The sequence below is a fragment of the Micromonospora sp. DSM 43699 genome (genome assembly GCF_055517075.1).
In genome coordinates, this window is record NZ_JBTMMT010000005.1 from 32,700 (window position 1) to 56,247 (window position 23,548).

The window sequence follows — 23,548 nt, forward strand, 5'->3', positions numbered from 1 at the left end:
TGCTGCCGGCGTCAACCGGTGAGTCTGCACGTTCTTCCCTGCACTGTCTCGGTGGTGCGGAGGAGTCTCATGGCAGGCGCATCGCGGAGCGGATGCAATTCGAGGAGCGGCTCTATGACCGAACAGACACCCCCGGGGTCAGGAGTGCTGGCGACAATCGGCGCGACACCGATCGTCGAGCTGGTGAAGCTCGACCCACGTAGTCCGTTCCGGATGTTCGCCAAATTGGAATCGCACAACCCCGGCGGCAGCATCAAGGACCGCTCGGCGCTGGAGATGCTGCGAGAGCGCATCCGCGACGGGCGACTCGTACCCGGACGGTCGGTGGTGGTCGAATCCAGCTCCGGCAATCTCGGAATCGGGCTCGCGCAGGTCTGCGGATATTACGGCATCCGCTTCATCTGCGTGGTCGACCCGCGTACCAACCGGCACAACATCGACGTCATGCGTGCCCTCGGCGCGCAGGTCGAGGTGGTCACCGACGTCGACCCGGCCACCGGTGAATACCTGCCCGTCCGCATCCGGCGGGTCCGGGAACTCGTCGCGACGATCGACGACGCGTACTGCCCGGACCAGTACTCGAACCCGCTCAACCCGCGGGCACACCACACGACCGTACGGGAGATCGTGGCGGCCCTGCCCGAGGTCGACTACCTGTTCTGCGCCACGAGTTCCTGCGGCACCCTGCGGGGGTGCGCCGAGTACATCAGGACGCACCAGTTGCCGGTGACCCTCGTGGCGGTGGACGCGTCGGGCAGTGCGATCTTCGGTCCGGCGGTCGGGTGGCGGATGCTTCCCGGCCACGGCGCATCGGTGCGTCCGAAGCTGTACGGCAGCGACCTGGCCGACGTCGTGGTCCGGGTCGACGACGTGGACGCGATCGCGGCCTGCCGTCGACTGGCCGCCCGCGAGGCGATCCTCGTCGGTGGCTCGTCGGGCGCCGTGGTGGCCGGTCTGGAGCAGATGCGCGACCAGATCAGGCCCGGGGCCACCTGCGCGATGGTCTTCCCCGACGGCGGCGAACGGTACCTGGACACCATCTACGACGACGACTGGGTCATGACGTACTTCGGTGACGTGGCGCATCTGTGGAACAAGCCCGACGTGCAGGTGGCGCCATGTTGATCCTCGGGGCGGGTGAGGTCCGCGCCGTCCTCGACGGGGCCGAGCACGAGGTGGTGTCCGCGGTGGACGCGGCGTACCGGTCGCACGCTCAGGGCCGCACGCGGGTACCGCAGTCGGTCTTCCTCCGCTTCCCGGACGGGGAGCGCGAACGGATCATCGCGCTACCGGCCTTCCTGGGTGGTGCGACGCCGACCTGCGGGGTGAAGTGGGTGTCGTCCTTCCCCGGCAACCTGGGCCGGGGGATGCACCGGGCATCGGCCGTGATGATCCTGAACTCGGTGCACACCGGGGTGCCGGAGGCGGTCCTCGAAGCGTCGGCGATCTCGGCCGGACGGACGGCCGCGAGCGCCGCTCTGGCGGCGGCGACCCTCTCCTCGTCCCGCCCGGAAACCGCGGTGACCCTCGTCGGCTGCGGCCCGATCGGCTTCGAGGTGCTGAGGTATCTGCGGGCCGTACTACCGGCGCTGGACACCGTGACGTTGTACGACCTGAGCGCCGAACGGGCGCGGTCGTTCGCCGCCGAGGCGCTCTCGGTCTGGCCGACGTTGACTGTCGACGTGGCGCCGAGCGCGGCCGACGCCCTGGCCCGCCACCGACTCGTCTGCCTGGCGACGACGGCGAGCGCCCCGCACCTGGGCACCGAGCACTGCCGACCGGGGACGCTGGTGCTGCACCTGTCGTTGCGCGACCTCACCACCGACTCCATCCGTTCCAGCGTGAACATCGTCGACGACGCGGACCACGTCTGTCGGGCCGCGACGTCGTTGGACCTCGCCCAGCAGGAAGCCGGCCACCGCGACTTCATCTCGTCCTCGCTGGGCGAGATCCTGCTGACCGGTAAGCGGTACGTCAGGAGCGACGACGCCGTGACGGTGTTCTCCCCGTTCGGCCTCGGCTGCCTGGACCTGGCGGTGGCCGACCTGGTCCGGGCTGCGGCATCGGCCCGCGGCCTGGGCACCACCCTGGCGAACTTCCTACCGACGGAGCAGCAGGTGCGCGCATGACCGACATCCTGGAAACCGGCAACCAGTTCCGACTGTCGTTCGAGCAGGAGCAGCTGTGGTTCCTCGACCAGGTCCGGTCCGGCGCGCAGGAGTACCTGCTGCACTGGGGATTCCGGCTGCGCGGGCCGCTGGACCGGGAGGCGCTGACGGCGGCCTTCTCCGAGATCGTCGGCCGGCACGAGATCCTGCGTACCCGCTATGCGACGGTCGACGGACAGCCGGTGCAGATCATCGAGGAACCGGCACCGGCCGACCTCACGGTGGTGGACCTCAGCGGATATCCGGCGGAGGAACAGGATCGGCGGGTACGGGAGGTCGGCGAGGTCGCGGTGACCACAGCCATCGACCTGCGCACCGCCGCGCCCTGGCGGTTGACAGTCGTCCAGCTTTCCCCGCGTGAGGCGATCCTGCTGATCGTGGTGCACCACATCGCCTTCGACGGCCCGTCGCTGGGCGTCCTCGCCAGGGAGCTGGGTGTGCTCTACGCGGCCCACGCCCGGGGCGAGGAGCCACCGCCGGAGCCGTTGCCGCCGTTGGAGCTCCAGTACGCCGACTTCGCCGACTGGCAGCGGAGCCGGTGGAGCGCCGACGACGCGGCGCTCCTGCGGCAACTGGACTACTGGCGTGCGCGACTGGCCGGACTGACCCCACTGGAGCTGCCGACGGACCGGCAGCGCCCCGCCGTCTGGGAGCCGGCCGGCGACGTGGTGGCGTTCGTGGTGCCGGCGTCGTCGGCGGCCCGGATCCTCGCCGTGGGACGCGCCGCCCGGGCGACCCCGTTCATGGTGTTCCTGGCCGTCTACCAGCTCCTGATCAGCCGTTACGCCGACCAGCTCGATTTCGGTGTCGGGGTGTCGACAAGTGGGCGGAACCGGGTCGAGCTGGAGCCGTTGATCGGTTCGCTCGCCCAGACTGTGGTGCTGCGGACCGAGCTGGCAGGCGATCCCACCTTCGTCGAGCTGCTCGGCCGCGTCCGTGAGACGGCCCTGGACGCCTTCGCCCACAAGGACGTGCCCCTGCAACGGCTCGCCGCCGAACTGGCGCCGGACCGGAGCCTGTCCCGTAACCCCCTCTTCCAGGTCGGGTTCGCGCTCCTCAACGGCCAGGGGGAGCCGCTGCGGCTGCCCGGCATCGAGGTCGACTGGGTGCCGACCCCGGTGCTCAGCGCCACCTTCGACATGTCGCTGCAACTGGTCGAGGAGCCGGACGGATCGTGGGTCGGCCGGATGACCTATCCCACCGCGCTCTTCGACCGGGGCCGGATCCAGCGGATGGCCGACAACTACCTGGCGCTCCTGGAGAACCTCGCGGCGGCGCCGGAGGCACCGCTGCGGGACGTGCCGACCGTGACGGCCGGGGAACAGCGGCGGCTGCTCGGCGGGAACCCCGGGCCGCACGAGGCGACCGACGCGTTGCTGCCGCACCTGTTCCGGGCCCAGGCGGAGGCCACGCCGGACGCGGTGGCAGTGGTCTGTGGTGACGTCGAGCTGACCTACGCCGAGCTGATGTGCCGGGCGGACGGCCTGGCCGGCTTCCTGCACACCCGTGGTGTCGGCGTGGAGACGGCCGTCGGCGTCGCCATGCACCGCGGCACCGATGTCGTGGTCGCGCTGCTCGGGACGCTCGTGGCCGGTGCGGTCTACGTCCCGCTCGCCCCCGACCTGCCGGCCGACCGCCTGGAGTTCATGATCGACAACGCCGGCGTCGACCTGGTGCTCACCGAGACGGCGCTGCGACGACGAATCCCACGGCGGGTGCCGGTGACGGTGCTCGACGAGCAGTGGGACGACATCGCCCGCGCCGCACCACCGCCCCCGGTGGCGCTCGACGCCGCGAACGCCGCCTACGTCATGTACACGTCCGGCTCCACAGGCCAGCCCAAGGGCGTCGTGATCACCCACGGCGGGATCCGCAACCGGGTGCTGTGGGCGGTGCGCCAGCACCAGCTGACCGCTACCGACCGCGTCCTGCAGAAGACGACGATCGGGTTCGACGCCTCGATGTGGGAGTTCCTGGCGCCGCTGGTGTCCGGCGGTGCCGCGGTGATGGCGCCGCCGGACGCGCACCGCGACACCGCCGTGCTGGTCGGTGCGCTCGCAGCGCACCGGATCACCGTGGTGCAGCTCGTCCCGTCCGTGCTGCGGACAGTGGTGGACGAGCCGGAACTGGCCGCGTGCGGCGCACTGCGGCTGGTGTGCTCCGCCGGTGAGCCGCTGCCGACCGACCTGTGCGAGCGACTCCTCGGGGTGCTCGAGGTGGAGCTGTACAACACCTACGGCCCGACCGAGTGTTCGATCGACGCGACCGCGTGGCGCTACGAGCGCGGGGCGACGGACGGCACGGTCCCGATCGGCGTCGCGCTGCCCGGCGTCGACCTGTACGTGGTGGACTCCGCCGACCGGCTCACCCCCGTCGGCGTACCCGGCGAGCTGTGCGTCGGCGGCGTCGGCCTCGCCCGTGGCTATGCCGGGCGCGGCGACCTCGCCGCCGAGCGGTTCACCCCGAACCCGTTCGCCGGCCGGCCGGGTCAGCGGTGGTACCGCACCGGGGATCTCGTCAGGTGGCGTGCCGACGGCACGCTGGAGTTCGTCGGCCGGCTCGACGCGCAGGTCAAGGTGCGGGGGGTACGCGTCGAACCCGGTGAGGTGGAGGCCGCGCTCCGGGCGCATCCGTCGGTCGCGGCGGCCGTGGTCACCTCCTACCGGTCCACCGCCGGTGACCTGGAGCTCGCCGGCTACGTGGTGCCGGCCGCCGGGGCGACGGTGGAGCCCGACGAGCTGTCCGGATTCCTCGCCACCCGACTGCCCGCCGCGATGGTTCCCGCCGCCATCGTCGCGCTGGCCGAGCTTCCGTCGCTGCCCAACGGGAAGGTCGACCGGTCCGCGCTGCCTGCCCCCGACAGCCGGCCGCGCGACGACGACCCCGGTCACGTCGCGCCGCGAACGCCCACCGAGCGGGCCGTCGCCACGGTCATGGGCGAGCTGACCGGGGTCGAGCGGGTCGGTGTGGCGGACGACTTCTTCGCGTTGGGTGGGCACTCGCTGCTGGCGATCCGGCTCGCGCACCGGCTGCGCCGCAGGTTCGGGCTGGAACTGACGGTGGCCACCCTGTTCGACGGCCGGACCGTGGAGCGGGTCGCCGCGGCGATCGACGCGGGCACGACCCCCGACAGCGGGCCGCAGATCGTGCCGGTGCCGCGTACCGGCGCCCTGCCGACCTCGTTCGGTCAGCAGCGGCTGTGGTTCCTGGACCAGCTCGAACCGGGCAGTGCGGAATACCTGATCCCGATGGTGTACCAGCTCACCGGGGCGCTGGACACCGCGATCCTGCACCGCGCGGTGGAGCAGGTCAGCGCCCGGCACGAGGTGCTGCGCACCCGCTACGTCGCCGACAACGGTGTCCCGCTGCAGCTCGTGGATCCGCCCGGCCCGGTGGCCTTCGACGTGGTGGACCTGACCGGCACCGCGGATGCCGCGCCGCGGGCCAGGGCGATCATCGGGGCGGCGAGCGCCAGGCCGTTCGACCTCACCGCCGAGCGCCCGCTGCGGGTCACCGTCGTGCACACGGCGGTCGACGAGCACCTGGTCGCGGTCACCCTGCACCACATCGCCTTCGACAACTGGTCGCTGGGCATCTTCCTGCGTGAGCTGAACGAGGCATATGCGGCGGGCCTCGCCGGCACCCCGTGGTCGCCGCAGCCGCTCCCGGTGCAGTACGCCGACGTCGCCGCCTGGCAGCGCGACCGGCAGGCCGACGGCACCATCGGCAGCCAGATCGAGTACTGGCGGGCCCAGCTCGCCGGGCTCGTGCCTGTGGAACTGACCCCCGACCGGCCCCGCCAACCCGGGCGTGACCTCAGCGGTGAACTGCTGATCGTCGACGTTCCGCAGGCCACCGCGGCGGCGGCACGGGAGCTGGGCAACCGCACCGGTGCCACCCTGTTCATGGTGCTGCTCGCCGCGTTCGACGTGGTGCTGGGCCGCCACACCGGCCGCACCGACATCGCGATCGGCACCCCGGTCGCCGGCCGGACCCGGCCGGAGAGCGAGGACTTGGTCGGCTTCTTCGTCAACAACCTCGTGGTCCGGGTCGACCTGGGCGGCGAGCCGACCTCCCTCGACCTGATCGACCGGGTCCGCCGGACCACCCTGAAGGCGTTCGCCCACCAGGAGGTGCCGTTCGAACACCTCGTCGACGCCCTGCAACCGGACCGCGACCTGTCCCGCAACCCGCTGTTCCAGATCATGTTCGAGGTACAGCACACCACCGGTACCTCGGCGGCCACCCTCGCCGGGTGCACCGCGGTCGGCCTGGACAGTGGCGTGGCGGTGGCGAAGTTCGACCTGACCCTGTCCGTGATGGAGCAGCCGGACGGCCGGTTGGAATGCTGGTTCGAGTACGCCACGGCGCTGTTCGACCGCGCGACGGTCGAACGCCTCGCCCGCCAGTACCTACGCCTGCTGAGCGGCATGACCGCCGACCCGCACGCCCGGATCGGCGACCTCGATCTACTGTCGGCCGACGAACGCCACACCATCGCGCACCGGTGGCCGGACCCCGACGCGCACCGGTTGGACCTGCTCGACCCGCCCGACGAACGGCACCTCTCGGTACCGGAGCTGTTCGCACGGTGGGTGGCCCGGACCCCGGACGCGACAGCTGTGGTGTTCGGTGCCGAGCGGCTCGGGTTCGCCGGGCTCGACGCGCGGGTCAACGCGCTCGCGCACCGCCTGCGGGCGATGGGCGTCGGCCCGGAGGTCGTCGTCGGCTCCTGCCTCGAACGCGGGTTCGCGCCGGTCGTGGTGCTGCTGGCGGTGCTCAGGGCCGGCGGGGTGTACGCGCCGTTCGACCCGGAGCATCCGCCGGAGCGCCTGCGCTACATGCTCGCCGACGCCGGGGCGCACCTGGTGGTGACCACGGGCGGGTTCGCCGACCGGTTCGCCGGGCACGAGCGCCCGGTGCTCGTCGTCGACGACGACGAGGACCGGGCGGTTGCCCGGTCCTCGGCCGACCCGGCGCCGGTGACGGTTCCGGACAACCTCGCGTACATCATCTACACCTCCGGGTCGACCGGCCGCCCGAAGGGTGTGATGATCTCGCACCGGTCGTACGCGCACCACTGCCGGGTCATCGCCGACTACTACGGCATCCACCCCGGGGAGCGGGTCGTCCTGCTCTCGGCGCTCACCTTCGACGTCGCCATGGACCAGATCGGCGCCACCCTGGCCGCCGGCGCCACACTCGTGGTGAGCGACCCGGTCTTCTGGACGCCGAGCGAGCTGCCGCCCAAGCTGGAGCAGTACGGCGTGACGATCATGGAGATCACCCCGGCGTACTACCGGGAGATGCTGGAGTCCGGTGTGGACCGGCTCGCCGGGTTGAAGCTCATGAACGTCGGCTCGGACGTGGTGACCGTCGCCGACGCCCAACGCTGGGCGGCGACCGGCCTGCCCGGCCGGTTCCTCTGCAACTACGGGCCCACCGAGGCGAGCGTCACCTGCATGCTCAACCCGGTGTCGGGCGACCTCGCCGACGAGCGCGGCACGGCCACCCTGCACATCGGCCGCGCGGTCGCCGGTACCCGGGTGTACGTGCTCGACGCGGGGCTGCGTCCGCTTCCGGTCGGGGTTCCCGGCGAGCTGTGCATCGGCGGCGTACGGCTGGCGCGCGGCTACCACCGGCGGCCCGAGCTGACGGCGGAACGGTTCGTGCCCGACCCGTTCGGGACCGAACCGGGAGCGCGCCTCTACCGCAGCGGTGACCTGGTCCGGCACCGGCCTGACGGCACCGTCGAGTTCCTCGGCCGGCTCGACACCCAGGTGAAGATCCGTGGTTTCCGGATCGAACTCGCCGAGATCGAAGCCGCGTTGGCCACGCACCCCGCGGTGTCCGCGGCCGTCGTCGTCGCGAAGGACGTCGGGCCCGGCGACAAGCGGCTCGTCGCCTACCTCGAGTGGCCCCACGACACCGGGCCCGACCTCGACGAGCTGCGGGCCTACCTGCGGGAGTCGCTGCCCTCGTACATGATCCCGTCGGCCTGGGTCACCGTCGCGGCCCTGCCGCTGTCACCGAGCAAGAAGGTCGACCGGGCGGCGTTGCCCGATCCGACACCACTCCAGCTCGACGGCGCCCGCGGGTACGTGGCACCGCGCAACCCGGCGGAGGAGACCATCGCCGCGATCTGGTCCGACATCCTCGGCGTCGACCGGATCGGCGTCGACGACGACTTCTTCGGACTTGGCGGGCACTCGCTGCTGGCCACCCGGGTCCTGGCCCGGCTGCGGGCGGCCCTCGCCGTCGAGGTCCCGCTGCGCAGCCTGTTCGACGCGACCACCGTGGCGGAGTTGGCCGTGGTGGTGACCGACCTGATCGCGGCGGAACTCGACGAGCTGACCGACGCCCAGCTCAGTGAACTGCTTTCCCGGGATGGTGCCCTGTGACTGAGACAATCGATCGAGCCGGTCTGCGCGCGGAGTTGCTTCGGCGCAGGCTCGCAGGTGCCGCGACCGCCGCGCCCGACGAAGGGATCGCCCGGGTGCCGCGCGGGACGCCGCCCGCGTCGTCGTTCGCGCAGCGCCGGCTGTGGATTCTCGACCAGGTCCGGCCGGGTGGCACGGAATACCTGGTCAGCGCGGGCCTTCGGCTGTTCGGGCCGCTGGAGCCCGAGGCGCTGCGGGCGGCGCTGGACGGGATCGTGGCCAGGCACGAGGTGCTGCGCACCCGCTATGTGGTGGTCGACGGTGAGCCGTGCCAGCTGATCGACGCTCCGCAGCCGGCCACGCTGCACGAGGTGGACCTGCGTGGTCTCGACACCGCCGCGCAGGACGAGCGGATCGCCGGCTGGCTGACCCACGACCGGGCACCCGTCGACCTCGCGACCGGGCCGGTGCTGACCGGAACCCTCGCGCGGCTGGCCGACGAGGAGCACGCGCTTGTCGTGACCCTGCACCACATCGCCTTCGACGGCTGGTCCGAGCAGGTGCTGTGGCGTGAGCTGGACCAGCTGTACCGGGCCGCGCTGACCGGCGGACCGTCCCCGCTGGCACCACTGCCTGTGCAGTACGCCGACTTCGCCGGCTGGCAGCGCGGCGTGCTGTCCGGCGCCATGCTGGACCGTCAGCTCGCCTACTGGCGGCAGGCGCTTGCCGGTGCCACCCCGGTGGAGCTGCCACTCGACCGGCCGCGCCCGCAGGTCCGGGACAGCGCCTGCGACGTGGTCCCGTTCGCGGTGCCCGCGTCGGACGCCCGCGCCCTGCACGAGCTCGCCCGCCGGGCCGGCGCGACGTCGTTCATGGTGCTGCTGGCCGGGTACGCGATCCTGCTCGGCCGGTTCGGCCGGAGCGACGACGTCACGGTCGGCACCCCGGTGGCCTGTCGCGACCGGGCCGAGGTGCAGGACCTGATCGGGCTGTTCCTCAACACGCTGGTCCTGCGCGTCGACCTGTCCGGCGACCCGTCCTTCCCCGAGGTCCTGCGGCGGGTGAAGGAGATGGCGCTCGGCGCGTACGCCCACCAGGAACTCCCGTTCGAACGGCTGGTGGACGAGCTGGCCCCGGTACGCGACGCGTCCCGGACCCCGCTGTTCTCGACCATGTTCCTGTGGGCCGGCGGGGAGTCCGGGGCCCGCCACGTCGGCGGGCTGCGCGCCGAGGAGCTGCCGGTCGGTGAGAGCGACGCCAAGTTCGACCTGACGCTTGTGGTCGTCGACCAGCCCGACGGCACCCTCACCGGGTTCCTGAACTACGCCACCGCGCTGTTCGACCGGGACACCGTCGAGCGGTTCGCGGCCCACTTCACCGCCCTCGTCGGCAACGTCGCGCGCCGGCCGGACGCCCCGATCAGCCGGTTGGCCGAGTCCCCACCGGCGGAGCGGCGGCTGGTGCTGGGCAGGTGGAACGAGACCGACGTGGCGTACGGGACCGGCACCCTGCCGGAGCTGTTCGCGCGGCAGGCGGGCCGTACCCCGGACGCCGTCGCCGTCCGCTTCGAGGGCGAGGACGTCACCTACGCCGAGCTGGACCGGCGGGCCGACCGGCTGGCGCGGTACCTGGTCGACGCGGGCGTCGGGCCGGAGTCGATCGTCGGAGTGTGCCGTCGCCGCGGCGTCGGGCTGGTGGTGGCCCTGCTGGCGATCCAGAAGGCCGGCGGCGCCTACCTGCCGCTGGACCCGGACCACCCGGCCGAGCGCCGTGACTACATGTGCGCCGACGCCGGTGCCACGATCGTGCTCACCGACGACGAACCGGTCGTCTCCGACACCGGGCCGGTGCCGGCGGGGGCGGTCCCGGCGGGGCCGGACCACCCCGCGTACGTGATCTACACGTCCGGCTCGACCGGCCAGCCCAAGGGGGTCGTGGTCACGCACCGCGCGATAGTCAACCGGCTGCGGTGGATGCAGGACGCGTACCGGCTGGACGCCACCGACCGGGTGTTGCAGAAGACCCCGTACAGCTTCGACGTCTCGGTGTGGGAGTTCTTCTGGCCGCTGACCACCGGGGCCACCCTGGTGGTCGCCCGGCCCGACGGCCACCGCGACCCGCACTACCTGGCCGGACTGGTCGCCACCGAACAGATCACCACCCTGCACTTCGTACCGTCCATGCTCCGGGTGTTCCTGGCCGAGTCGTCCGGGCCGTTGCCGTCGGTGCGCCGGCTGATCTGCAGCGGCGAGGCGCTCCCCGCCGACCTGGCCGCCGCCGCCCACGAGCGGATCGGTGGCCGGCTGGACAACCTCTACGGGCCGACCGAGGCGGCCGTCGACGTCACCGCGGCCCGGTGCGAGCCCGGCACGCCGGTCACGATCGGCAGGCCGATCGCCAACACGCGCACCTACATCGTCGACGGGAACCTGCGACCGGTCCCGATCGGCGTACCGGGTGAGCTGCTGCTGGGCGGTGTGCAGCTGGCCCGCGGCTACCTCCACCGCCCGGCGCTCACGGCGCAGCGGTTCGTTCCCGACCCGTTCGACGAGGCCGGCGGTGGGCGGCTGTACCGCACCGGTGACCTCGCGAGGTACCTGCCGGACGGCCGCATCGACTACCTCGGCCGGCTCGACGACCAGGTGAAGATCCGCGGGCACCGCGTGGAACTCGGCGAGATCGAGGCGGTGGCGGCCGAGCATCCGGGCGTGTCCGCGGTCGCCGTCACGGTGCACGACGGCCAGCTCGTCGGCTACCTCGTCGCCCGGGGGACGGGCGTCGAGGTGGGCGAGGTGGCGTCGTTCCTGCGCCGTCGGCTGCCCGAGGCGATGATCCCGAGCCACTGGCAGCTGCTCCCCGCGCTGCCCCTGACCACCAGCGGGAAGACGGACCGCCGTGCGCTGCCCGCCCCGACGTCCGGTCGCGGCGGAGCGGCCGGAGAGTACGTCGCCCCCCGTACCGCCGCCGAAGGCGTCGTCGCCGACGCACTCGGTGCGGCGGTGGGCGTCGCCCGGGTCGGTGTGCACGACCGGTTCTTCGACATCGGCGGCGACTCCATCCGCGCGATCCGCGCGATCGGGGCCCTGCGCCGCGCGGGGCTGGACCTGTCGGTGCAGGACATCTTCACCCACCAGACCGCGGCGCAGCTGGCGACGCTCGCCGACCGGCCGGCGACCGGTGCGGACGACCCGCTGGTCGGCCCGTTCGAGCAGATCGGCCCGGCCGACCGCGAACGGCTCCCCGACGGCCTCGTCGACGCCTACCCGATGGGCCAGGTGCAGGCCGGCATGGTGTACGAGATGCTCGTCGACGACTCGCACCCGGCTTACCAGAACGTCACGAGCTTCGACATCGTCGACGACGGCCCGTTCTCCCTGGCCGCGTTGCGCGACGCCGGGCAGTGGCTGGTCGACCGGCACGAGATCCTGCGTACCACCTTCGACATGTCCGGCTACTCCGAGCCCATGCAACTCGTCCACGCCAGCGCGCGGGTCGAGATCGGCTTCGACGACCTGCGCGGGCTCCCGGAGGCCGAACAGCAGGACGTCCTGGCGCGGTACCGGCACACGATGCACTCGACGAGGCTGCCCGTCGACCACGCACCGCAGCTGCGCTGGCACGTGCACCGCACCGGGGAGCGGACGTGGGTGCTGACCCACACGGAGTGTCACGCCATCCTGGACGGCTGGAGCCACCACTCCCTCATCGGTGAGCTGCGGGACACCTACCGGGCGATCCGGGACTCCGACACCGACGCGCTGAAGCCCCCGCCCCCGGGGCGCTACGCCGACTTCGTCAGGTGGGAACGGCGGTCGCTGTCCTCCGGGGCGGACCAGGGGTTCTGGCGGGACCGCGTCGGTGACCACGACCGGGTCGCCCTGCCGGCGGACACCGCCCCGGCCGGCCACGGCGCGGTGCCGGAGCTGCGGATGTCCTGGCGGCATCTCGAACCGCAGCTACGGCAGCTGGCCGCCCGGACGCAGACCTCACTCAAGGCCGTGCTGCACACCGCGCACCTCGCGATGCTCGGCGTCATCACCGGCCAGCGGCGGTTCTTCAGCGGTCTGGTGGTCAACGGCCGACCCGAGTTGCTACGCGGCGACGAGGTCATGGGGATGTACCTCAACACCGTGCCGTTCGCGGTGGACCTGCGTACGCCCCGGTGGCGCGACCTCGTGCGCGCCGTGTTCGCCGAGGAGCTCGCCGTCTGGCCGCACCGGCGCTACCCGATCCCCGCGATGCAACAGAGCTGGGGCGGCGGCACGCCACTGGTCAGCGCCATCTTCTCCTATCTCGACTTCCACGTGCTCGACGCGCAGCAGGACGTGTTCGGCGCGGTCGTCGACGACAGCCCCAACGAGTTCACCCTGGTCACCTTGACCTTCCCGGGTGAGCTGCGACTGGAGTGCCGGGCCGGCTGGGCGACGCAGGAGCGGCTGACCGCCCTGGGGGAGACCTTCCTCGCGATGCTCGCCGCGATGGTCGCCGACGACGGCGCCGGTCCGGTGGACCTCGGCGGGACCCCGGCACACCGGTTCACCGTGCCGCAGCGGGACTGGCCCGCGCTGCCCGAGGTCTGCGTCACCGACCTGTTCACCACCCAGGCACATGCCCGGCCGGACGCCGTCGCGCTCGAGTGCGGCGAGTCGCGCCTGACCTACGGCGAGCTCGACGCCCGGGCCAACCAGCTGGCGTGGGCGCTTCGTGAGCAGGGCGCCGGCCCGGAGACGCCGGTCGCGGTGTGCATGGACCGCGGGATCGACGCGGTGGTCGCGCTGCTCGGCATCCTCAAGGCCGGTGCCTGCTACCTGCCGCTCGACCCGAAGTACCCGGACGACCGCATCGGGTACCTCCTCGACGACTCCGGCACCCGGATCCTGCTGAGCGGGCCGGGCCATGCCCACCGTTTCGCGACCCGCGCCGGGCTGACCACGCTGAGCCTGGACCCCGGCTGGTGGTCGCACAGCAGCCTGCCGACCAGCGCGCCACCGGTGGCCCTGTCCCCGGAGAACCTCGCCTACATCACGTACACGTCCGGGTCCACCGGGCGTCCGAAGGGCGTGCTGGTCCCGCACCGGGGCGTCGTACGGCTGGTGCACGGCCAGGACTACGTGCGGCTGGACGCCGACCAGGTCCTGCTGCAGGCCGGCACGCTCGCCTTCGACGCGTCGACGTTCGAGGTCTGGGGCGCGCTGTGCAACGGGGCACGACTGGTCGTCGCCCCGGAGACGCCCACCGCAGCCGAGCTCGAGGAGATCCTGCGCCGGCACGGGGTGACCGTGCTGTGCCTGCCCACCGGCCTCTTCACCACCATCCTGGACGTCCGGCCGCAGGCGCTGGCCGGGGTACGCGAGGTGGTGGTCGGTGGTGAGGTGCTGTCTCCGCTGCACGTGCGTACGGCGATGGCGCACGGCGTGGTGGTCAGCAACGGGTACGGCCCGACCGAGAGCACCACGTTCGCCACCGTCCACCCACGGATTCCGCTGCCCGCGGTCACCGATGCCATCCCGATCGGGAAACCGATCAACCACACCTGCGTGCAGGTCGTCGACGAGAACCTCGATCCGGTTCCGTTCGGTGTGCCGGGTGAGCTGCTGTTGGGCGGGCCGGGCGTCGCCCGGGGATACCAGGGCCGGCCGGACCTGACCGCCGAACGCTTCGTACCGGACCCGTCCGGGGACTCGCCGGGTAACCGGCTCTACCGCACCGGGGACATCGTCCGCCAGGACCCGGACGGCACGCTCCGCTTCGTCGGGCGGCGCGATCACCAGGTGAAGATCCGCGGGCACCGCGTCGAGTTGGGCGAGGTGGAGGTCGCGCTCGCCGAGCTGCCCCCGGTGCGGGCCGCCGCGGCGGCGGCGTACCAGGGTGTCGACGGGATCAAGCAGCTCGTCGGCTACGTCGTCCTCGACGAGGACGGCCCCACCGACCCCGCCCGGCTCGGTGACCTGATGCGGAGCCGGGTGCCCGGCTTCCTGGTCCCGACGGCCTGGGTGCGCCTGGACCGGCTTCCGTTGAACAACAACGGCAAGCTCGACCGGGCCGCGCTGCCCCGGCCGGTGGCGGGCACGTCGGCACGGGAGTACAGCGCACCGCGTACGCCGACGGAACTGGCGGTGGCGGAGGTCTGGACCGATCTGTTCCACCTGCCCCGGGTCGGCCGGGACGACGACTTCTTCGACCTCGGTGGGCACTCGCTGCTGACGTTGCGGGCGATCGCGATGCTGCGGGACCGGCACGGCATCGAGACGACCGTGCGGTCCTTCGTCGAGCACCGCACGCTCGCAGCGCTCGCCGAGTCGATCGATCGCCACCGGTCGCCGGCCACGGCGTTGCTCTGGCTGCGCCGTACCGGTGACAAGCCCCCGCTGGTGTGCGTGCATCCCGGCGGCGGCAGCGCGCACTGGTACCGGCGGCTGGCCGAGCACCTCGACCCGGACCTGCCGGTGGTCGCGTTCGAATGGCCGGGCCGTGACCCGTCGACCGGCGCGGTCCCGTCCACCGAGGAGATGGCGGCCCGCTACGTCGCGGAGCTGCGGGCGGACGTCCCGCACGGGCCGTACCGGATCTTCAGCTGGTGTGGCGGCGGCGGGGTGAGCAGCGAGATGGCCACCCGGCTGGCGGACGACGGCGAGGAGGTCACCTTCATCCTGCTCGACCCGGGGCAGGACGCCTGGCAGAAGGAGCACCTCTGGGACGAGTACGCCCTGATCAGGAAGTGCGTGACGAACCTGGAGCGGCTCGACGCGGCACCGCCGGACGAGGACACCTCGGTGCTCCGGCAGGAGACCCTGGCGCTGCTCGAACACATCGTGGACGACATCGTCGGCAACGACGGCATCACCCTGCCCGAGCGCGGCGCGGGGACGATGTGGCTGCCCGCCGCGCGGATGTGGGAGGAGGTCATGGAGATGGTGCTGTCCTACCGTGACCGCCCGTACGCCGGTCACCTGGACCTGATCGTCAGCGACGAACTGGCGCTGGGCGCGCACGAGGTCGTCAGCTCCGGGCAGAGCTTCGACGACTACCTGCAGCGGTGGCGGGAACGGACCGGCGAGGTGGCGGTCCACCGGATGAAGGGTGAGCATTTCTCGGTCATGAAGGAGTACGTGGCGGACCTCGCCCACATCGTGACGACGCTGATCGACACGCCGGCCGGGCGACGGTGAACGGGGTGCACACCGCGCCATCGCCCGGACCTGCTCCGGCCGGCCGGGCACTCGTGGCGGTGTACGCCGCCGGCAGCGGCTCCGCCTTCGGCAGCCAGATGACGATGCTCGCGTTGCCGTGGCTGGTCCTGGAGAGCACCGACTCGGCGCCCCGGGCGGGTCTGGTCTTCGCCGTGTCGGTGCTGCCCATGGCGCTGCTCGGATTCGCCGGCGGTGAGGTGATCCAACGGTTTGGCGCCCGCCGGACCATGGTGGTCGCCGACTTCGCCCAGGCCGTGGCCATCGCGGCGATCCCCGTGCTGGCCGCGCTGGACCGGCTCAGCTTCCCCCTGCTGCTGGCGGTGGTCGCGGTGATCGGCGTGCTCGGGGTGCCCTACTTCGCCGCCCAACGCGACCTGGCCACCGAGCTCGCCGGTCCGGACCCGAAGGCACTGATGCGGGCGAACAGCGTGCTGGAAGGGTGCTTCAACGTCGCCGCGCTCGCCGGTCCGGCCGTGGCCGGTGTGCTGATCGCGACCCTCGGTGCGGAGCAGGTGCTGTGGTTCGACGCCGCGACCTACGCGTTGTCAGGTCTGCTGCTGTGGTGGTTCGTCCCCCGCACGTCCCGGACGGCACCGCCGCCACCCCGGTCGGAGCAGCAGACCGCGACCCACACGGGGGTCCTGGCCGGCGTACGCGCGGTGCTCGGAGACGACTTCCTCCGCCGGGTGATGGTCTCGACCGTCAGCTTCGGTTTCCTCATGCGGGTCCTGATGCTCGCGCTGCCGCTGCTGGCGTTCGACCGCTTCGGCGGCGATGCCAAGGTCGGCGGGCTGCTGCTGTCGGGCTTCGGTGCCGGTGCCATCGCCGGGGCGGCGGTCAGCTATCTGGTCGGCAGCCGGTTGTCCCCGACGCTGGTCTTCGGTCTGGCCGCCTTCCAGCTCGTCCTTCCCTGGTGGGTGCTGCTGTTCGACGTGCCGGTGCCGGTCCTGGTCGCCGCGCTCGCGGTGTCCGGTGCGGCGCTTCCGTTGTCCAACGCCCCGTTCTTCAGCATCCTGGCCACCCGGTTCCCGGCCGACATCCGGGCGAAGGTGATCCAGGCGGTCATGACCATCAGCAACATCGCCGGCCCGCTGGGCTTCGTCGCCGGCGGAGTGGCGATCGGCCGCTTCGGGGTGACGACTACCCTGCTCGTCCTCGCCGCCCTGTCCACCCTCGCGGCGGTCAACCTCGTGGTGGCGCTGCGGCGGTTCGGTCCCGTGACGCTGACCGGCGCGCAGCCCGCGACGACAGGGCAGCCCGCGACGACAGGGCAGCCCGCGACGACAGCGGGACGGTAAGCCCGCCCGGCCCCGGTGCCTCAGCCAGGAAAGGTGCGACGTGCCGAGCACCCGGTGAAGAACGTCAGCCACGCCAGGACGGGCACGGTCGCAGGTTCGCCACCGTGCCCGTGCAATGTCGGCCCGGGCCGGGCCGACCGACCCCGCGACCTGTCGCCGTCGACCCCGTCCTCATGCCGGCGTCGACGGCGTTTCCGTCTCGATCGCCGCGACCGCCAGCAGCCGGCCGGTGGTGGACTCGCGGAGCTCGAGGTCGGCGATCTCGGAGAGCGGGTCGGCGACGTTCTGCCATCTCCGCGCGGTGATGGTGAAGAGCGCGCCTAGGTCGGCATTGCCGAAGAAGCCCACCTTCTGGTCGATCACCCGCCGCTGGAGGAACTGTCGCTCGCTACGGCCGAGCCCGCGCCACAGTCGCAACAGCGCGGTGTCGAAGATCGAGAAGTACGAGGCGAAGTAGACCAGTCCGGCGCCGTTGATGTCCCGTACGGCGTCCAACGCGTACGCGAAGGACTGCTCCTGCCCGGCGAGCGTGAATCCGGGCGGCCCCGGAGCGCAGAAGCTGCCCGCGTGACGGGCCCGGCCGACGAGCGTACGTGGTGAGAACCGATTGGGAAGTCGCGGTAGATCGACGTGGTCGAAGTCGTGGGGGACGGTTTCGGTGAGGACCCGGTTGCTGTCCGGACGGCCACGCGCGATCCACCGGTTGAGCGTCTCCGCGTACATGCACTCCGGGTTCGGCGTCTCGTAGAACTCCGCCGGATCGAGGACCGCGGTGCCGGGGCCGGAACCGGCGGGCGCGAGCCGGTGCAGGGTGAGCACCGAGCCGCCGCCGAACTGGAAGACCCTCGACGTCACGTCGAGCTCGTCGCCGAAGGTCAGGCCGTGCGGATGAACGACCTTCCCGCCACGCACCCGGTAGTAGTAGAACGACAGATAGGTAGGTTGGCCCTCGGCGGTACGGGCGGCGTGCACGTTGGTGCGGCAGGCCTCGGCCACCGACTCCCACGTCCAGTCACCGATCCGCCCGAAGATCAGTGAGCCACCGCTGCACATCCCCGGCGCGACGACCACCCTCCGGGGTGGGGCGGTGTTCTCCGGCCTCCGGGGGAGGGCTGTGTTCTCCGGCATCATCCCACCGTTCCCGTCGTGAGCAGTTCCGCCGCCCTGCGGATACGCCACCGGCGCACCGCCGCGAGGAACGCGTCGTTGTCCGCGGGCGAACCGATCGACACCCGAACGCCGTCACCGTCGAAGACCCGCGTCTCGACACCGGCCCGTGCACACCAGCGGCCGAACGGGCCCGCGTCCTCGCCGAGCCCGAGCCAGACGAAGTTGGCCTGGCTGACGGGAACCGCGAAGCCGTCGGCGAGCAGGGCCGCCCGCACCCGGGCCCGCTCGGCGATCGTCTCCCGGACCCGCGTCAGGAGCACCTCCTCGACGCCGAGGGCGGCGATCGCCGTGCGCTGGGCCGGACCGCTCACCGCGTAGGGCAACGCCATCTCGCGCAGCGACGCCACGACGTGTGGGGCGCCGACGAGGTAGCCGACCCGAAGTCCCGCCAGGCCGTACGCCTTCGAGAACGTGCGCAGGACCACCAGGTTCGGATACCTGTCGCACAGTGCGAGGCCGCCGGCCCCGGCGGGCTCGTCGACGTACTCGGAGTACGCCTCGTCCAGGGCCACCAGGCAGGTCGGCGGGGTGCGATCGAGGAACGCGCGTAGCTGTTCCGGGCCGACCAGGGTGCCCGTGGGGTTGTTGGGATTGCAGATGACGACCAGCCGGGTGGTGGCGGTGATCCGATCGGCCATGGCGGTGAGGTCGTGCGTGTCGTCGACCAGCGGCACCCGCTCCGAGCGGACCCCCAGCTGGTCGGCGAGGACCGGGTAGTACTCGAAGGACCGCCAGGCGTAGACGGCCGTGGCGCCCGGCCCGGCGAGCTGGAACAGCGACTGGAGCAACGCACAGGACCCGGCGCCCACCGCCACCCGGTCGGCCTCCACACCGTGGCGGTCGGCGAGCGCCCGGATCAGGTCGGTACACGCCGGGTCGGGATAGCGGTTGACGTCCCGGCCGCCCGCCGCCACCGAGGCGACGATGTCGGGCAGCGGGTCGTGTGGTGACTCGTTGCGCGACAGGCCCCGGGTGGCGGCGTGGGACGGCCCGGCGGTCTCACCCACGACAGCGCTCCGCGACCAGATCGGCGATGTCGCCGACGGTCGCGAGCTCCAGCAGTTCGTAGTCGGAGACCTCGATGTCCAGCCGCTGGCTGAGCAGGGCCGACAGCTCGACCACGGTGAGCGAGTCGAGGCCCACCTCGGCGCGGTCGGCGGTGGCGACGACGTCCTCGGTGCGCATCTGCAGGTCCTCGACCAGAATGGCCTTGAGTTGGTCAAACATGGCTCGTCATCCGTTCACCTCGACCCGTGGAGCCGGCACGCAACGTGAGCGTCACGTCCTCGATGAGGTCCTCCTGTCCGGCCACCGCCTGCAGGCGGCCCAGCGCGAAGAAGACGTCGCGCGGATCGACGCCCTCGCGGGCGGCGACGTCCAGCACCCGGTTCCTGAATCCGGAGAACACCCCGGCGAGACCACTCACCACGCCTATCGAGTCGATGGTGGGCGGTGCGGGCATCAGTTCCCGTTCGGCGATGTCCGCCGCGTCCAGCAGCCGGTAGAGGTCGATGCCGGTGTGGTAGCCCAGCCGTTCGAGCACGGGCACGAGGACCTCCAACTGCGTGTTGCCGGCCCCCGCGCCGAACCCCCTGGCGCAGGCGTCCAGGATGGTGGCGCCCGCCTCGGCGGCGGCGATCGAGTTCGCCACCGCCATACCGAGATTGTTGTGCCCGTGGAACATCACCGGCACGTCGACCGCGGACCGGATGGCCGCGATGCGCGTGCTCACGTCCGGCGGCAGGTAGTAGCCGGAGGAATCGAGGATTCCCACGCCGGTCGCGCCGAACCCGACGAGCCGCGCGCACTCCTCGGCCAGGCGCTCGGGAGTCGCCATGTGGCTCATCAGCAGTACGCCGTGGGCGTCGACGCCCACGTCGCGCAGCAGCCCGAGGTGCCGTTCGGCCAGGTTGCCCTCGGTGCAGTGGGTGCCGATCCGGACGAGGTCGACGTCGTACGAGATGGCCTGCCGGAGGTTCTCGGTGGTGCCCCAGCCCGGCAGCATGAACACCCCGAGCCTGCTGGTCGACAACGCGTCCCGGACCACCGAGAGCATCGCCGCGTCGCTGAGCAGGGCGCGGCCGGCCTGGAGGGAGGAGGCGCCCAGGCCGTTGCCGTGCCCCACCTCGACGACGGGCACCCCGGCCGCGTCGGCGGCCTCGGCGTACGCCCGGAGCTGGTCCCGCCCGAGTTGGTGGCGGACGGCGTGGTGGCCGTCGCGCAACGTCGGGTCGTGGATCAGGATCGGTCGCCCCGGCGTGTTCTCCACGGCTTGCCGGCTCATGATGCCCCCTCCAGGACGTCGATCGGTCGGCGTGCCACCGCACAGCGCTCGGCGACCCGGATCGCCGCGGAGTTGATGATGTCGAGGTTGCCGGCGTAGGCGGGTATCTGGTCGCCCGTGGAGGTCACCTCCACGGCGATGAACGCCCTGCTGTCGTCCGCCACGAGGCAACTCGTCACGGTGTAGCCGGCGGCGAAGGCACGGACGTCGGCGGCGGCGGCGGCCACGAGTGGGCGCACCGAATCGGGTGTCAGCCCCGCGCCGATCAGGGAGATGGCCACCCGGAAGGTCGCCGGAGGACGGGCCGGGCTGATGTTGAGGATGGCCTTCACGTCCCCGACGCCGGTGAACTCGCGCAGCGCGTCCTGGGTGGTCTCCACGTACTCGTCGATGTTCAGCCTGGTCCCACGGCCGACGCTGAGCGTCGCGGCGGTCGCGACCACCTCCACGTAGTCGACGCGGTGGGCCCGCGCGACCGCCCGGACGATCGGCACCGCCGCCTGTCCGCCGCAGCTGACCATGTTGAGGTCGCGGTGGGCGGTGACGTCCGCGCCGTTCACGGTGGGGACGACCATCCGCCCGATCCGGCTGGGCGTCAGGTCGACCAGCAGCGTGCCGAGCGGTGCCAGCGCCTCGGCGTGTTCGGCGTGCGAGCCGGCGTCGGTGGCGTCGAAGACCACGTCGAGCGGTGCGTCGAGGTCGGCCAGTGCGGGCAGGCCCCGGCTCGTGACCGGCAGCCCCAGCCGGGCGGCCCGCTTGAGGCCCGGGCTCTCGGCCGTCCGGCCGACGACGAGGTGAAGGTCCAGGGCGGCGGACCGGTCGGCCTTCATCGCCAGGTCGACGCCGATGAGTCCGGCGCCGAGTACCCCGACTGACAGCCGTCGTTCTGGATTCATCGAGGGGATCGCCTTCCTACCCGGGTCGTGACTACGCATGCGCTACGTGCAGGGTGACCGCGCCCAGCTGGTCGAATTCGGCGGTGTAGGTGTCGCCGGGGCGCAGCGGGACCGCGGCGTGCAGGGCACCGGTCATGATCAGCTGCCCGGCCTCCAGCGTGACGCCGTTCTCGCCCAGCAGGTTCGCCAGCAACGCCACCACCGCCACCGGGTCGCCCAGGGCGTCGGCGCCCCGACCGGACGCGACCAGCTCCCCGTTGCGGCGGAAGGCCATTCGTACGAGCCGGTGGTCCAGGTCCGGGCGGGCCGGGACCGGACGTCCCAGGACGGCTGCGCCGTTCGAGGCGAGGTCGGCGATCGTGTCGCCCAGTCGGATGCGCCAGTCCGCGATCCGGGAGTCGACGATCTCGAGACCGGCGACGACCTCTCCGATCGCCGCGTGGGCCTGCTCCACCGTGACGCCGGGACCGGTCAACGGGCTCGCCAGCCGAAAGACGATCTCGGCTTCCACCTTCGGCGAGATGAACTCGCCAGGAGCGAAGCGGGTGCCGTCCGGGTGGACGGTCGAGGCGAACACCGGGCCGTAGTCCGGTGCGTCGACCCCGAACATCTCCTGCATCGAGGTGGAGGTGAGCCCGGCCTTGTAACCGATCACCCGCTCGCCGTCGGCGACCAGCAGGTCGGTCAGCCGACGCTGGACGGCGTAGCCGCCCGCCGCGTCGAGCGTGGGGCGGGTGTCGGTGAACGGGGCGATCGGTACGCGTCTTTGCCGCGCCTCGTACAGGGCCCGGGCCATCCACTCGGCGTCGTGCTCCGCCAGGGCCGGTGATCCGTCGTTCCGGCTCATCGGGTGGCCACGAAGAGCCGGCTGCCGGGCATCGGCAGGGGGGTGCTGGTCACGTCGGAGAAGCCGGCCTGCCGGAAGAGTTCGCACCACTGCTCCTCGGCCGGCAGCCGTACACCCATCGCACTCTCGTGGAGGTAGCTGAACAGGGCACTGAAGGCGCGCTCGCCCGGTGTGTCCACGTACGGCACCGCATCGGTGACCACCAGGCAGCCGCCGTCGGCGAGGTGGTCGCGGCACGACCGCAGGACACCAGCGAAGACCTCGGGAGTCTGCGCGACGTCGTGCATGACGAAACCGGCGTGGACGACGTCCGCGCCGGCGAGGGGACCCGGGTCGTCCACGAGCGTCTCGACGGACCGGTTGACCACCGTGAGCCGATCGCCCACCTGGGCGCGGTGACCGGCGCGTTCGGCCTCCTCGCACGCCCCCGGGCTGAGGTCCAGGGCCACGCCGGTGCTGGTGGGCAGCTCGGTCAGCAGCCGGATCAGCAACGCGCCCGCACCGGCGCCGAGATCGACGATGCGCCGGGGCTTGCGGCTGATGATCTCGGACAACACCCCGGGATAGAAGCCGTACGAGCCGATCCAGCGGGACGAGACCGCCACCCGTCGGCCGTCGCGCTGGTGGTGCCGGCCGGCCGTCTCCGGTTCGCGCAGGAACCGCTCGGCGTGATCGATGTACGGCCGGTTGGCGTTGAGCGACCAGGAGAGGTAACCCGCCTCGTACCTGCGGTCCGCGAGCTGGGCGCAGGGCGCGAACAGCCCGGTCTCGGCGTCGTGCTCGAGCAGACCGGCGGCGACCATGGCGCGCAGGAAGGGCAGGATGCGCGCTTCGGCGACGCCGGCCGCCGCCGTTGCCTCGGCCAGCGTGAACGGCGTCCCACGGTCGAGTAGCGGTGAGAGTCCCAGATTCTCGGCGATCTCCAGGAGAGTGGCATTCGCCGCCAGATCCGCAGCGATTCCACTGACGTCAGAACTGATCACTGATTCACCCCACGTCCCGCCGGTTCGGCGATTGTCCGGTATCGGCCCTTGTTGCTCTCAGTTCGCGTCCGTCGACCCGGCAGGCGCGGCCGGTGTGGTGACGCGAAGCCACCGCCGCCCATCCGACCAGGGTCTCCACGACACGACACTGGTGCGTGCCGCCCGGTCGAATGCGCTGTCGGAGTGGCGGCGAGCTCTGCCGAGTCGTCCATCCACCGCTCCTCCGGTAACGGCGGTGACCCACCTTTTCGGCACGGGTCCGCAACGGTTGTCAATGTTCCACGGGACCCGGACCGGCTGCAGAGAAGAATCGGCAGACCTGCGGGAGACGT

At 72.0% G+C, this 23,548-nt stretch carries 12 protein-coding genes; 5 read left to right on the top strand and 7 right to left on the bottom strand.

Annotated features, from left to right (window positions below; genetic code table 11):
- The first annotated feature begins 114 nt into the window (after positions 1-114).
- Genes sbnA through AC0AIB_RS04500 form a run of 5 tightly spaced genes read left to right on the top strand, consistent with a single transcriptional unit; the run spans position 115 to position 17,036 of the window.
- On the top strand, positions 115-1,125 hold the full coding sequence (gene sbnA / locus AC0AIB_RS04480; protein WP_328345692.1) for a 2,3-diaminopropionate biosynthesis protein SbnA: 1,011 nt from the start codon (positions 115-117) through the stop codon (positions 1,123-1,125).
- The gene (gene sbnB / locus AC0AIB_RS04485; protein WP_328345693.1) at positions 1,119-2,129 is read left to right on the top strand and encodes a 2,3-diaminopropionate biosynthesis protein SbnB; all 1,011 of its coding nucleotides are present in this window, start codon (positions 1,119-1,121) and stop codon (positions 2,127-2,129) included. The genes sbnA and sbnB overlap by 7 nt, the downstream gene beginning before the upstream one ends.
- A gap of 8 nt (positions 2,130-2,137) precedes the next feature.
- Complete coding sequence (locus tag AC0AIB_RS04490; protein WP_465096103.1) at positions 2,138-8,569, top strand: amino acid adenylation domain-containing protein; 6,432 nt, start codon at positions 2,138-2,140, stop codon at positions 8,567-8,569.
- The gene (locus AC0AIB_RS04495) at positions 8,566-15,717 is read left to right on the top strand and encodes an amino acid adenylation domain-containing protein (RefSeq protein WP_465096071.1); all 7,152 of its coding nucleotides are present in this window, start codon (positions 8,566-8,568) and stop codon (positions 15,715-15,717) included. The genes AC0AIB_RS04490 and AC0AIB_RS04495 overlap by 4 nt, the downstream gene beginning before the upstream one ends.
- Positions 15,718-15,722: 5 nt before the next feature.
- Entirely contained in the window at positions 15,723-17,036 is a 1,314-nt protein-coding gene (locus AC0AIB_RS04500) for an MFS transporter (protein WP_465096072.1), read from the top strand.
- Positions 17,037-17,207: 171 nt separating this feature from the next.
- Here AC0AIB_RS04500 and AC0AIB_RS04505 read toward each other — a convergent pair whose 3' ends face one another.
- The 7 genes from AC0AIB_RS04505 to AC0AIB_RS04535 are packed head-to-tail and all read right to left on the bottom strand — an operon-like array spanning position 17,208 to position 23,216.
- Positions 17,208-18,164 (bottom strand): LnmK family bifunctional acyltransferase/decarboxylase, encoded by a 957-nt coding sequence (locus tag AC0AIB_RS04505; RefSeq protein WP_465096073.1) that lies wholly within the window; start codon positions 18,162-18,164, stop codon positions 17,208-17,210.
- Complete coding sequence (locus AC0AIB_RS04510) at positions 18,164-19,213, bottom strand: histidinol-phosphate transaminase (protein ID WP_465096074.1); 1,050 nt, start codon at positions 19,211-19,213, stop codon at positions 18,164-18,166. The genes AC0AIB_RS04505 and AC0AIB_RS04510 overlap by 1 nt, the downstream gene beginning before the upstream one ends.
- The gene (locus AC0AIB_RS04515) at positions 19,206-19,433 is read right to left on the bottom strand and encodes an acyl carrier protein (RefSeq protein WP_328345704.1); all 228 of its coding nucleotides are present in this window, start codon (positions 19,431-19,433) and stop codon (positions 19,206-19,208) included. Before AC0AIB_RS04515 ends, AC0AIB_RS04510 begins: the two co-directional genes overlap by 8 nt.
- The gene (gene dmpG / locus AC0AIB_RS04520; protein WP_328345706.1) at positions 19,426-20,490 is read right to left on the bottom strand and encodes a 4-hydroxy-2-oxovalerate aldolase; all 1,065 of its coding nucleotides are present in this window, start codon (positions 20,488-20,490) and stop codon (positions 19,426-19,428) included. Before dmpG ends, AC0AIB_RS04515 begins: the two co-directional genes overlap by 8 nt.
- Complete coding sequence (locus AC0AIB_RS04525) at positions 20,487-21,386, bottom strand: acetaldehyde dehydrogenase (acetylating) (RefSeq protein ID WP_328345708.1); 900 nt, start codon at positions 21,384-21,386, stop codon at positions 20,487-20,489. Before AC0AIB_RS04525 ends, dmpG begins: the two co-directional genes overlap by 4 nt.
- A gap of 31 nt (positions 21,387-21,417) precedes the next feature.
- A complete protein-coding gene (locus AC0AIB_RS04530) occupies positions 21,418-22,233 on the bottom strand; it encodes a 2-keto-4-pentenoate hydratase (RefSeq protein ID WP_328345710.1) in 816 nt (271 codons plus the stop codon).
- A complete protein-coding gene (locus AC0AIB_RS04535; protein WP_465096075.1) occupies positions 22,230-23,216 on the bottom strand; it encodes a class I SAM-dependent methyltransferase in 987 nt (328 codons plus the stop codon). The genes AC0AIB_RS04530 and AC0AIB_RS04535 overlap by 4 nt, the downstream gene beginning before the upstream one ends.
- Positions 23,217-23,548 lie beyond the last annotated feature (332 nt).

Excerpts from the sequence above, each read along its gene's own strand:
- sbnA (WP_328345692.1), top strand. The coding sequence starts at position 115 with ATGACCGAACAGACACCCCCGGGGTCAGGAGTGCTGGCGACAATCGGC.
- sbnB (WP_328345693.1), top strand. The coding sequence starts at position 1,119 with ATGTTGATCCTCGGGGCGGGTGAGGTCCGCGCCGTCCTCGACGGGGCC.
- AC0AIB_RS04505 (WP_465096073.1), bottom strand. The coding sequence starts at position 18,164 with ATGCCGGAGAACACAGCCCTCCCCCGGAGGCCGGAGAACACCGCCCCA.
- AC0AIB_RS04515 (WP_328345704.1), bottom strand. The coding sequence starts at position 19,433 with ATGTTTGACCAACTCAAGGCCATTCTGGTCGAGGACCTGCAGATGCGC.
- dmpG (WP_328345706.1), bottom strand. The coding sequence starts at position 20,490 with ATGAGCCGGCAAGCCGTGGAGAACACGCCGGGGCGACCGATCCTGATC.
- AC0AIB_RS04525 (WP_328345708.1), bottom strand. The coding sequence starts at position 21,386 with ATGAATCCAGAACGACGGCTGTCAGTCGGGGTACTCGGCGCCGGACTC.
- AC0AIB_RS04530 (WP_328345710.1), bottom strand. The coding sequence starts at position 22,233 with ATGAGCCGGAACGACGGATCACCGGCCCTGGCGGAGCACGACGCCGAG.